Source organism: Dactylosporangium salmoneum (assembly GCF_039532525.1).
In the GTDB taxonomy this organism is placed as follows: domain Bacteria; phylum Actinomycetota; class Actinomycetes; order Mycobacteriales; family Micromonosporaceae; genus Dactylosporangium; species Dactylosporangium salmoneum.
In genome coordinates, this window is the sequence record NZ_BAAARV010000062.1 from 1 (window position 1) to 11,645 (window position 11,645).

The 11,645-nt window shown below is 71.7% G+C and carries 11 protein-coding genes; 5 read left to right on the plus strand and 6 right to left on the minus strand.

What is annotated here, in order from left to right:
- From ABD352_RS31865 to ABD352_RS31875, 3 genes are all read right to left on the minus strand, one after another.
- Positions 1-257 (minus strand): DUF6403 family protein (locus tag ABD352_RS31865; RefSeq protein ID WP_344616217.1); only part of this gene is annotated, 257 nt, incomplete at its 3' end.
- Positions 258-603: 346 nt separating this feature from the next.
- A complete protein-coding gene (locus ABD352_RS31870) occupies positions 604-1,275 on the minus strand; it encodes a cysteine hydrolase family protein (protein ID WP_344616218.1) in 672 nt (223 codons plus the stop codon).
- A gap of 73 nt (positions 1,276-1,348) precedes the next feature.
- On the minus strand, positions 1,349-2,323 hold the full coding sequence (locus tag ABD352_RS31875; protein WP_344616219.1) for a universal stress protein: 975 nt from the start codon (positions 2,321-2,323) through the stop codon (positions 1,349-1,351).
- 214 nt (positions 2,324-2,537) lie between these two features.
- On the opposite strand from ABD352_RS31875, the gene ABD352_RS31880 reads away from it, so the two are divergent.
- A complete protein-coding gene (locus ABD352_RS31880; protein ID WP_344616220.1) occupies positions 2,538-2,741 on the plus strand; it encodes a cold-shock protein in 204 nt (67 codons plus the stop codon).
- A gap of 83 nt (positions 2,742-2,824) precedes the next feature.
- Here ABD352_RS31880 and ABD352_RS31885 read toward each other — a convergent pair whose 3' ends face one another.
- From ABD352_RS31885 to ABD352_RS31895, 3 genes are all read right to left on the minus strand, one after another.
- Entirely contained in the window at positions 2,825-3,379 is a 555-nt protein-coding gene (locus ABD352_RS31885; protein ID WP_344616221.1) for a DUF4240 domain-containing protein, read from the minus strand.
- 99 nt (positions 3,380-3,478) lie between these two features.
- A complete protein-coding gene (locus ABD352_RS31890) occupies positions 3,479-4,555 on the minus strand; it encodes a glycoside hydrolase family 18 protein (RefSeq protein ID WP_344616222.1) in 1,077 nt (358 codons plus the stop codon).
- A gap of 206 nt (positions 4,556-4,761) precedes the next feature.
- Positions 4,762-5,310 carry a pyridoxamine 5'-phosphate oxidase family protein gene (locus ABD352_RS31895; RefSeq protein WP_344616223.1) on the minus strand — a complete coding sequence of 183 codons (549 nt, stop codon included), beginning with the start codon at positions 5,308-5,310 and terminating at the stop codon, positions 4,762-4,764.
- A 65-nt stretch (positions 5,311-5,375) separates the two neighbouring features.
- On the opposite strand from ABD352_RS31895, the gene ABD352_RS31900 reads away from it, so the two are divergent.
- The 4 genes from ABD352_RS31900 to ABD352_RS31915 all read left to right on the plus strand — a co-directional run bounded on the left by ABD352_RS31900 (position 5,376) and on the right by ABD352_RS31915 (position 11,603).
- Entirely contained in the window at positions 5,376-6,230 is an 855-nt protein-coding gene (locus ABD352_RS31900; RefSeq protein WP_344616224.1) for a phosphotransferase, read from the plus strand.
- 66 nt (positions 6,231-6,296) lie between these two features.
- Positions 6,297-7,211, plus strand: coding sequence for a helix-turn-helix domain-containing protein (locus ABD352_RS31905; protein ID WP_344616225.1), 915 nt, complete (start codon positions 6,297-6,299; stop codon positions 7,209-7,211).
- Positions 7,212-7,407: 196 nt separating this feature from the next.
- Complete coding sequence (locus ABD352_RS31910) at positions 7,408-9,390, plus strand: cell wall-binding repeat-containing protein (protein ID WP_344616226.1); 1,983 nt, start codon at positions 7,408-7,410, stop codon at positions 9,388-9,390.
- A gap of 209 nt (positions 9,391-9,599) precedes the next feature.
- On the plus strand, positions 9,600-11,603 hold the full coding sequence (locus tag ABD352_RS31915; RefSeq protein WP_344616227.1) for a cell wall-binding repeat-containing protein: 2,004 nt from the start codon (positions 9,600-9,602) through the stop codon (positions 11,601-11,603).
- Positions 11,604-11,645: the final 42 nt, after the last annotated feature.

The window sequence follows — 11,645 nt, forward strand, 5'->3', positions numbered from 1 at the left end:
GCGGCCTCGCGGGCCGCGGCCTCGCCGCCCCGCCCGGCCGCGATCGCCCCGGCCCGGGCCAGCAGCTGCTCGGCCTCGGCCAGCCGCCGCGGCGCCGCGTCCCGGCTCACGCTCGCCACCCCGATCGCCGCCCGCGCCCCGGACCAGGCCACCGCCCGCTCCCGGGCCCCGGCCCGCCAGCGCGGCACGAACGCGGCCGCGAAGCCCGCGACGACGATCAGCAGCCCTCCGACCACCCACACCGGCCAGGCCGACACCAGCCCACTCCAACCCGATCGTCTCGTTCCCGCAGCTCGCCGCGGGCGCTTCCCGATCATGTCAACACGCCGGGTCGCCCTCGGCAACCGCTCGAAACCATGACAGATGTCATCTTCTCCGCCGTGGCGGATCGTAGCCGCGGCGCTCTTGATCGAAACTTGCCGTGATGGCTGTGAATGGCAGCGACGTGTCGTCGTTCCGGCAGGTCGCGCAGCACGACGCCGTGCGACGCCGCACCCCAGTCGACCCGCTTCACGGCCTCGCCGGCCCAGCTAGCGAGAACCCGGTCGTCAACGCTTCATGAGGCGCTGCCGGCGCGATGCCGTTGCGCCGGCAGCTCGGTGGTCACGCCGTGACGGCCGCTTCGATGACCGCGGCCGGGGCGTGCAGGGCGCCGAGCCGGGCCGCCTCGGCCAGGTGCCGCTCGTCGGTGCCGGAGATGGCGTCGGCCGCCACCACGACCCGGAAGTCCCGCTCGCTCGCGCCGACGATCGCCGCCCGCGGGCAGTTGGGGTAGTTGCAGCCGGCGACCACGACGGTCGAGACGTCGTGGGCGCGCAGGAACTCCTCGAGGCCCGTGCGGTGGAACGCGCCCCACCGCGGCTTCCACATCGCCCACTCGCCCGGCCCCAGCGGCTGGAACCCGCCGGCCAGCAGCCGCTCGGCGTCCAGCCGCGGCGCGCCCGGCGGCACGATCGGCGCGGCCAGCTCGGCGCCGGGGCTGCCGGGGCGCACGATCGGGGCGCCCTCGTCGAGCAGGGTGCGGCGGGCCAGGTCGACGTCCTCTCCGCGGTACAGCCGGATCACGTGCACGATCGGGCGCCCGGCCGCCCGGAAGGCCGCGGCCAGCCCGGCCACGGCGGGCAGGACGGCCGCGGTGCCGGGGATCGGGCTGGCCCCGCCCTCGATGAAGTCGATCTGGGTGTCGATGGTGAGCAGCGCCGCCCGGTCCCACTCGGGGCGCAGCCACCGGTCGTCGGCCAGCCCCGCCGGCTCGACCCCCCGCGTCAATGCCATGCGGGCATCATGCCGCACCCGGGCCGCCGCTGGTTCGCGGCCTGCGGCTCGATCGTCCGACCCGGGCCCTTGCTCAGCGCGCCCGGGGCGTCCGGGGGCGCACCACGGCGACCGGGCAGGGTGCGTGGTGCACCATCGCCCGGCTGACGGACCCGAGGAGCAGGCCGCGGAGCGTTCCGCGCCCGCCCGTGCCGACCACGAGCAGCTCCGCGCCCGTGCTGGCCCGCTTCAGCGCCCCGACCGGCCCGCCGAGCTCGACGTGCAGCCGCAGGTCCACCTCCGGGCACCGCTCGCGCCAGCCGGACATCGCCTCCGACAGCAGCCGCTGCGCCGCCTGGCTGCGGGCGCCCAGGTCGAAGTACCCGGGCAGGGTTCCGCCGAGGGCCGGGTCGACCGGCAACTGGTAGGCGTGCACCGCGGTCAGCCCGGCGCCACGAACCGCCGCCTGCTCGACGGCGAACGCGACGGCCGCCTCGGAGGCCGCGGTTCCGTCGACGCCTACGACGACGCGCCCCTGGTTCGGGCCGCCGACGCCGCGACGCTCGCGGACGACCACCACCGGACAGGCCGCATGCTCGGCCAGGTCGACGGCGGTCGAGCCGGCGACCACCGCGCCGACCTCCCCCATGCCCCGCCTGCCCACCACGACCGTCGCGGCGTGCTCGGACGCCGCCAGCAGGATCGGGATCGGCCGGCCACCGATGGTCTCCCCGGTGATGTCCAGCCCGGCGCAGACCTGGCGCGCGAGGACGGCCGCGTCGGTGATCAGCCGCGCGGCGTGTGTCGTCGGCCGCGGCGCGCCGGCCACCGGCAGCGAGAGGCCCGGTGGCGGGTACACCAGCGTCGGCCCGGCGCAGACGTGGAGCAGGTGCAGCGGCCGCCCCAGGCGCGCGGCGTCGTGCGCGGCCCACCGTATCGCCCGCTCACCTTCCGCGGTGCCGTCCACGCCGACGACCGCCGCCCGGGCTCGCGACCCCTTGGCCGCCATCTCGCTGAACGACATCGGCACGGCCCCCTCGACGTAACCGGTCCAGCAGGCGCTTCCCACCGCGGGCCGCTTCATACATCCGGCCGCACTCATACTCGGGCGACACCCGCGACGGTCGCGACATCTGTCGTGGCACACGTTCGAGTGGATCTTCGGAGTATGAAGGCAGACCTCGGTAGCGCAGTTCACGCCCGGAGCAGGTATGGTACGGGCGGGGCAGAAAGGCCATCGCCGACGATCTGCGATGGACTGCGCCCGCTAACAGGAGGAAAGTGTGGCTAGCGGTACTGTCAAGTGGTTCAACTCCGAAAAGGGCTTCGGCTTCATCCAGCAGGACGACGGCGGCCCGGACGTCTTCGTCCACTACTCCGCCATCGCGAGCACTGGATACCGCGAGCTTGCGGAAGGCCAGAAGGTGGAGTACGAGGTGACCCAGGGCCAGAAGGGTCCTCAGGCGGAGAACGTCCGCGGTCTCTGACTCGGACCTGGCAACAAATCCTGAGCGCCGTCGGAGCGCCGCATGCCCGCCATGCGGCGCTCCGGCTTTCTCGGGGTGACGAACTAGAGGTAGATCTCGGCCAGGCGAGGGTAGCGAGCGCGCACCTCGCCGGTATCGTCATGATCAAATTCGTCGCCGAGTAGCGGCCCGTTGAACGTCGCCGCGGGCAGCTCGGCGCGCGCCGCGTCGACCGCGGCGTAGAAGTCCTCGACCCTTTCGAAGGCCGCCCGCCCGACGTACAGCATGTCCTCGCACTCGAGGAAGTCGTCGTCGGGGTCCATGCCGAGCTCGGCGAGCGTGTCCGGGTCTCGAAGTGCCCGCTCCCACGTACTGCGACCCTGCGCGACGAGCCAGCCGCGGAAGTAGTCAAAGGCGTCGTCCGAGCAGCCCCCCTTGACGAGGTACGCGGCGCCCCAGAGGTTCCAGTCGTACGACTCCGGACCGAGCGCGTCGTAGCGGACCTGGAACGCGACGGCGGCCTCCCGGCCCAGCTCGGTCAGGCGGTGCCCGACCCGACCCGCCACTTCCTCGGCGCCTTCGCCGGTCCGGGTGTCGTCGACGCCCTCGCGCGCGCGGTCCACGATCGCCCAGAACTCGTCCCGATCCATGATCGCCATGCCCGCGATCCTGCCATGCCCCGCTCACCCCGGGGTTCGTCGGCGCCGCCCGATTCGGGGCGGCGCCGACGGCGTGCGATCGGCCCGTGCCGGCCTCGGTCAGCTCTGCCGCAGTGCGGGCATCGGGATCTGGATCTGGTACGCGGTGGCGCCGGCGCCGATGCCGCCCTCGCACGTGTTCGGCGGCACGGTGCCGATGCCGCGGGTGGAGGGCCGTTCGGCCGCCCAGAACATGTAGCCGAGCAGCCCGGCCGTGGTGCCCGCGCCGTTGGGCGCCGCCGACTGCACGAACGTGCCGGTGGACTTCTGCAGCGACGAGGCGAAGTTGGTGCACTCCGGCAGGGCCTTGCCACCGTTGGCGACGAACAACGCACCGGTGAACTTGGCCGGGGCCAGCGGGGGCACCGGCGGCGCGTAGTTCGACTTGCCGTCGATGTGCTCCTGCCAGCTCGCGACCGCCGCGCTGGCCGACGGCTGCCGCGCCGGCACCATCGCGTTGGCGTAGTCCAGGACCGGCTGGTCGGTGCGCAGCCAGTCGGCGGTGGCCTTGCGGTTGAGGGCGATGAGGTACCGGTCGCCGGCGGCCACGTCGATGGTCAGCCGCGCCGCCGGGTTGGCGCCGGTCGCGTCGTACGGCAGCGCCGCGCGGTACGCGTCGATGAACGCCTGCAGCCCGGCGAGGTTCGGACTGGTGCCCTCCTCGTAGTCGATCTCGATGCCGACCCGCAGCCGCTGCGCGACGGCGGCGGCGTTGCGGCCGAGCTGCGCCGCGTTCTCGGTGAGGGCGGAGTTCCAGGCGCCGGTGTAGGTGATGCCGCCGATCGAGAGCATCACGCGGACGCCACGGCCGCTGAAGTAGCCGACGATGTCCGGCGTCATGCCCCGCGGGACGCCCGCGACCGTGGTCGCGTCGTCGCTCAGGTGCAGCAGCTTCAGCGGGTCCACGAAGCTCAGCACGACGACGTTGACGGACGGACGGCCGTCGCCGCGGTCCACCAGCCAGTGGTTCTGGGAGTCGAACTCGGCCACCGTCCGCACGGCACCCCAGGTGCAGAAGTCGTTGCCGCAGTGCCAGGCGCCGTAGATCTGCAGCGGGGTCACCGCGGCGGCGGCCGGACGGGCGGGTGCGACGAGGACGGCGACGATCAGGGCAAGCGCAGCAAGGATTCGGCGCATCGGAGGACTCCCTCGGCCCGCACGACCATCAATTAGGAAAGAAGCCTAAGTGTTAGATCGACAGCTGTACACGGCGCCGGCCAGCGGCGATTTAGGGCCCAGAACCGTTACACCGCGATACCCTGCGGCACGTGTCGATCCCACCGCGCTGGCGCCTGCTCGACGAGGTAACCGGCGCCACCCTCACCGACTGCGTCCAGCTCGAACTACGCTGACGGAGCACCCCCGGCGTCGGCAGGCGGTCGCGCGTCGCGCCAGAACTGCCGTGGTGCGTAGCCCTCTCGGCGCAGCCAATGCTCGGTGTAGACGATCCGTTCGGCCGCGACCACGCCAAGTGGTCCAAGGGGCGGCTCGTCGAGGGGTCGGGACCGCTCGACGTGGTCGGACTGCCAGCGGACCACCGACCAGTACCGCTCGTAGTCAGCGTCACCCGGTTCGAGAATCCGGGCGGTGCCGAACAGCTGCGCTCCCCTACTGCTCGCCTGCCCGACCAGGGGCGCGAAGACGCCGATGGAGACCCGCGGGTCCGCGCGGATGTTGCGCATCTTCGGGGAGGTCCCCATCGCGGTGAAGACGACGGTGAAGTCGAGGTGGAAGTACCGCACGGGGGTCGCCAGCGGCCCATCGGGACCGGCCGTGGCCAGGACGCACATATTCTGCGACGACAGCAGATTGAGGATGCGTTCTTCCAGCCGCTCGCGATCCAGCCGCTTCGTCGGGCTCGGGCCGGCGAGCCACGGGTTCGTCACCACCATGATCGCACTCTGCCAGATCCCGGCTTCCTCGCCGCACCCCGGCGCCGCCTCGTACGATCCCTGCTGTGACGTCCGGCCTCGGGAACCTTTCGGTTCGGCAGCGGGCCCTGGTGGACCGGTGGCTGCCGGGCGCGACCGTCGAGCGGGACCACAGCTGGGGTCTGGTGGAGACGACGGTACTGGAGCTGGCCCACGCCGGATCGCGCTTCATCGTCAAGGCCGGCGGCAACGACGACGCGCACATCGAGCGCGAACTGCATGCCCATCGCCACTGGCTGCACCCGTGGACCAGCAGGGGCCGCGCGCCGTCCCTCGTGCACGGCAGCGCGGACGTGAAGGTCCTCGTCACCCGGTACCTGCCCGGTGAACTGGTACTCGGCAGCAAGCACGCCGACTACCCGGGCACGTATCGGCAGGCGGGCGAGTTACTGGCTTTGCTTCACGCTCAGACCGTCGTCGTGGACGACGACTACGAACGGCGCGAGAACGAGCGGGCGTTGGCGCGCTTCGGTGAGCCACACCGCATCGCCGCGGCCACGGTGGAGCGGCTGCGGGCCGAGATCGCGTCCTGGCCGACGCCGCCGGCGACCCTCGTGCCCACCCACGGGGACTGGCAGCCCCGCAACTGGCTCGCCTGCGACGGGGTCATCGGCGTCATCGACTTCGGCCGTGCGGGGATGCGGCCCGCGGCGACCGACTTCGCCCGGCTGGCCGCCCAGGAGTTCCGCCGCGACCCGAGCCTCGAGGCCGCCTTCGTCGACGGGTACGGTGCCGATCCCCGCGAGACGGGCGCCTGGCACCGCAACCGATGCCGCGAGGCGATCGGCACCGCGGTCTGGGCCTACCGAGTGGGCGACGAGGGGTTCGAAGCCCAGGGCCACCGGATGATCGCCGAGGCCCTCGCGTCCCGCGAGGCCTGACGGAGCGAGCCCGGCGAGGCGGGAAGCGCTTGAGCTTCCACCCGGTGGAACCTTCAAGCTTGGCGCGTGGATCGCGAATCGGAGCTCTACACGATCGGGCAGCTCGCGCAGTACGCCGGCGTATCGGCCCGGACCGTCCGATTCTGGTCGGATCGGGGCGTGTTACCGCCGGCCGGCCGTTCCAGCGGGGGGTATCGGCTCTACGACGTGGTGGCCGTCGCCCGGCTGGAGCTCATCCGGACGCTGCGTGATCTGGGCCTCGGCCTCGATGCCGTCGCGGCGCTGCTGGCCAGGCACGTCACGCTGGCCGACCTTGCGGCGGCTCACGTCAAGGCGCTCGATGCGGAGATCCGCACGCTGCAGGTACGACGCAAGGTCATGCACACCGTTGCCCGCCGGCAGAGCACGACCGAGGAGATGACCTTGATGGCCAAGCTCACCAGACTGTCCGCGAAGCAGCGCCAGCGCATCATCGACGACTTCGTCGAGGAGGCATTCGACGGTGCGGCCGACCCGGATGCCACCGTCATCGCCGGTTGGATGCGCGAGCTGCCCACCGCGGTCGGCGAGGATCTCACCGACGAGCAGATCGATGCCTGGCTGGAGCTGGCCGAGCTGGTCGCCGACCGGGACTTCCGGCAGAAGATCCGGGCGATGGTACTGAGCGCCGCCGATGACCCGCGGGTGGAGTTCGGCCTGAACATCCGGCCGCTCGTCCTCGCCCACGCCGGAGGCGCCGTCGAACGCGGGGTCTCACCCGCCTCCGCCGAGGGCCGCGAGACGCTCGACCGGGTCGTGCCGGCCGACCTGCCCGCCGAAGAAGCCACCGCGCTCGTCGCCTGGCTGGAGATGGTGGCCGACGCCCGGATCGAGCGCTACTGGCAGCTCCTCGGCACGCTCAACGCCACCGACGCGGGACCGCCGGCCGTACCCGCGTTCGCATGGCTGCTCGCGGCGATGCGCGCGCACCGATGCCCGTGATAGCGAGCCCGAGCACGACGACAGGACCATGGCGCAGTGCCATGGTCCTGTCTTCTCGCAGGCCGTTCGCCTTACACTGCGGGTCACCTTCGCGCGGCCGGCACCGCCCACACGCCGTACGCCCGGGGGCTCGACACATATTCGGGGAGGAAACACCTTGTCGTCCACGCTCAGCCGTAGGGCCATATTCCGGGCGGTGGCGGCTGCCGCGGCCACGACCGCCGCCGCGCCGCTGGTCATGTCAGCGACCGAGAAGGCCGCCTCCGCGACGTTTCCCGGCGAGGTCGGCCAGATCTCGTACGTCGTCGGAAACATCATCTACGTCGCGGACGCGAACGGGGCCAATGCGCACGCGATCGTCGACCTCGGCGCACCCGTCGTCGGTAGCGGTGCATGGGCGCCGGACGGCAGCCGGTACTTCTGCAGCGGTGGCGATTCGTTGGGCTCCGCGCCCCCCGGCGGCCCACACGGGACCGACCTGTCGGGTCGCATCATCCCGTCCGTGCGGAACCTCACGTTGACCCGGGACGGTCGCTTCATCATCTTCAGCAACGACAACGGCCTGCACTACTGCGCCGCGGGCGGCAACGGGGACGGCACGCAGCTGTTCTACGCCGGGATCTCGGTCGACCGGCCGACGGTGTCCATGGACGGCATGATCTTCTTCGACCAGGGCGGCACCCTCGACACCCGCTCGATCTTCCGCTTCGACGGCCAGGCCGAGCCCGAGGAGGTCATCACGAACGGCTGGGACGCGGACGTCTCGCCCGACGGGTCGCGGATCGTCTTCGTCCGTAGTGACAGCGCGAACGGCAAGGCCCAGCTGTGGCTGGCCGGCAGCGACGGCTCCAACCCCGTCCAGCTGACCACCGAGGCGGCAGCCGGCGCGTGGAACGTCCAGCCGAACTGGTCGCCGGACGGCACCATGATCGTGTTCGCCAGCGCCACCGGCAACGCCGCCGCCACCGGCATCAAGAAGATCGACGTGGCGAGCAAGACGGTCACGCCCGTGGTCGCCATCGGCGCCAACCCGGCGTGGCAGCCGATCAACCCGGGGCTGGTCGAGCGGGTCTGGGGGCAGACGGCCCTCGACACCGCGATCGCGACATCACGGTACAACTACGCCGACCACGGCAGGGCGGAGACGGGCCGCAAGCAGGCCAAGGCCGTGGTGCTGTCGCGCAACGACGTGTACTACGACGCCCTTGCCGGCTCGGCGCTCGCCGTCAACAAGCAGGCCCCGCTGCTCATCACCCCCCGCGACGGCCTGCCGGCCGGCATCGAGGCCGAGATCAAGCGCGTGCTGGGCAACTCCGGCGACGTGTACCTGCTCGGCGGCACCGCGGCCATCCCGGCCCCGATCGAGGCCCGCCTGCAGGGCATCGGGTTCACCACCCACCGCGTCGCCGGCAACACCCTCTTCGACACGGCCATCGCCGTCGCCAACGCGATCACCACGACGCCCGACACCATCATCGTCGCCACCGCGCTGAACTACTACGACGCCCTCGCCGCGGGCGCCGCGGCGGGCGCCAACCCGGGCACCGTCCTCACGCTGACCGCCGGCGACGACATGCCGGCCGAGACCGCCGCCTACCTCAACCGGTTCGACCCCACCCAGGTCAACATCGTCACCGCGGGCGGCCCCGGCGATCGAGCCTTGATCAACGCCTACCGCCGGGGACAGCTGCCGAACTGGGCCAACCGGAAGTGGGGACGCCACGGCATCATCGGCTTTACCGCCCAGCACACCGCGACGGGGATCGCCAACTTCTTCTTCGGCTCGCCACGCACGGTGGGCATCGCCACGACGGCGTCCTGGTACGACGCCCTCACCGGCGGCGCGATGATCGGCGCAAACAACGGCCCACTGCTGATCACCCTGCCCAACGCCCTGGACCAAGAGGTCATCGACTACCTCATGCCCCATTCGGCGGCCGTGGCCGATGTGGTCCTCATCGGCGGCCCCAACGCCCTGCCGCAGCACCTCGTCGCCCCGATCGGCAACGCGTCCTCGCTGCCGGGTCACTACACCACCAGCGAGACCACGCCGGAGAACTCACTCACGGCGAAGGCCCAGGCCAGGTCGATCGCCACGACGGACCCGAAGGCCGGCAGCCCGAAGGGCATGTCGGACAAGGCCCCGGGCCTCAAGACCAAGAAGACGATGGTGCAGTAGCACGGCCAACCGCCGTCGGGGCCAGAAAGGCCCCGACGGCGGTCAAGGCACGCGGTTCGGCGCAGTGCCACGGGCCTATCTTCTCGCAGGCAGCGGGCCTTACACTGCGGGTCGCCTTCCGCGCGGCCGGCGCCCACCCGCCGTACCCCGGGGGCTCAACGCATATTCGGGGAGGAAACACCTTGTCATCCACGCTCAGCCGTAGGGGCATGTTCCGGGCAATGGTGGCCGCCGCGGCCACGACCGCCGCCGCGCCGCTCGTCATGTCCGCGACCGAGAAGGCCGCTACCGCGACGGTTCCCGGCGAGGTCGGTCGCATCTCGTACTGGGCCGGCAACATCGTCTACGTCGCGGACGCGAACGGGGCCAATGCACGCGCGCTCATCGACAGCATCGTCGGCAGTGGTACATGGGCGCCGGACGGCAGCCGGTTCTTCTACAGCACCGGCACCGAGCTGAACTCCGTGCGAGCCGACGGCTCGGGCCGGCTGCGGCTGCTGAACCTGACCGGGGCGGGCGAGTACGCGCGGGACGTCACGGTGAGCCAGGACGGCCGCCTGATCATCTTCAACGGCGCCAGCGGCCTGCGGTACACCGGCACGGGCGGCAACTGGTACGGCTCGACGCTGCTCTACGCGGCCCCGGCGACCGGCACGATCGAGCGGCCGACGGTGTCCGTGGACGGCACGATCTTCTTCGACCAGGGCGGCGGCCCCGACACCCGCTCGATCCTCCGCCTCGACGGCCAGACCGGGCCCCAGGAGATCATCAAGAACGGCTGGGGCGCGGACGTCTCGCCCGACGGGTCGCGGATCGTCTTCGTCCGCAGTGACATCGTCAACGCCAAGGCCCAGCTGTGGCTGGCCGGCAGCGACGGCTCCAACCCTGTCCAGCTGACCACCGAGGAGGGGGCCGGCGGCGGGTGGAATGTCGACCCGAGGTGGTCGCCGGACGGCTCGACGATCCTGTTCGCCAGCGCCATCAACTCCGGCAACAGCAGGGGCATCAAGAAGATCGACGTGGCGAGCAAGGTCGTCACGCCCGTGGTCACCTACGGTGACACCCCGGCGTGGCAGCCGGTCAGGTCGGGCCTGGTCGAGCGGGTCTGGGGGCAGACGGCCCTGGACACCGCGATCGCGACGTCACGGTACAACTACGCCGACCACGGCAAGGCGGACCCGGTGCGCACGCAGGCCAAGGCCGTGGTGCTGTCCCGCAACGACGTGTACTACGACGCCCTGTCCGGCTCGGCGCTCGCCGTGAACAAGGAAGCCCCGCTACTGATCACCCCCCGCGACGGGCTGCCGGCAAGCATCGAGGCCGAGATCAAGCGCGTCCTGGGCAACTCCGGCGACGTGTACCTGCTCGGCGATGTCGCGGCGATTCCCGCGCCGATCGAGACCCGGCTGAAGAACATCGGGTTCACCACGCACCGGGTCGCCGGCTACACCCTCTTCGACACCGCCATCGCCGTCGCCGACGCGATCACGCCGACGCCCGACACGATCATCATCGCCACCGCGCTGAACTACTACGACGCTCTGGCCGCGGGCGCGGCGGCAGGCGCCAACCCGGGCACCGTCATCGTGCTGACCGCCGGAGCCGACATGCCGGCCGAGACCGCCCGCTACCTCAACCGGTTCGACCCGACCAAGGTCGACATCGTCACCGCGGGCGGCCCCGGCGACGATGCCCTGATCAACGCCTACTACCGGGGACAGCTGCCGAGCTGGGTCAACCGCGACTGGGGACGCTACGACCTCGTCGGCGATGCCGCGCAGGACACCGCGCGGATGATCGCGGAGTTCTTCTTCGGCTCGCCACGCACGGTCGGCATCGCCACGACAGCGTCGTGGTACGACGCCCTCACCGGCGGCGCGATGATCGGCGCGAACTACGGCCCGCTGCTGATCACCGTGCCCAACGCCCTGGACCACCAGGTCTCCGACTACCTCTCCGCCCAGTCGGCGGCCGTGGCCGATGTGGTCCTCATCGGCGGCCCGAACGCCCTGCCGCAGCACCTCGTCGCCCCGATCGGCAACGCGTCCTCGCTGCCGGGGCACTACACCACCAGCGAGACCACGCCGGAGAACTCGCTGCAGGCGAAGGCCCAGGCCAAGTCGCTCGCCGCGACGGACCCGAAGACCCGCAGCCCGAAGGGCACGCCGGACAAGGCCCCTGGCCTCAAGACCAAGAAGACGATGGTGAAGTAGTAACGCCAGCCGCCGCCGGGGCCCAGGAGGGCCTCGGCGGCG

Bases quoted from the DNA above. Each gene is read 5' to 3' on its own strand.
- ABD352_RS31890 (WP_344616222.1), bottom strand. From the start codon at position 4,555: ATGCGCCGAATCCTTGCTGCGCTTGCCCTGATCGTCGCCGTCCTCGTC.
- ABD352_RS31870 (WP_344616218.1), bottom strand. From the start codon at position 1,275: ATGGCATTGACGCGGGGGGTCGAGCCGGCGGGGCTGGCCGACGACCGG.
- ABD352_RS31885 (WP_344616221.1), bottom strand. From the start codon at position 3,379: ATGGCGATCATGGATCGGGACGAGTTCTGGGCGATCGTGGACCGCGCG.
- ABD352_RS31895 (WP_344616223.1), bottom strand. From the start codon at position 5,310: ATGGTGGTGACGAACCCGTGGCTCGCCGGCCCGAGCCCGACGAAGCGG.
- ABD352_RS31915 (WP_344616227.1), top strand. From the start codon at position 9,600: ATGTTCCGGGCAATGGTGGCCGCCGCGGCCACGACCGCCGCCGCGCCG.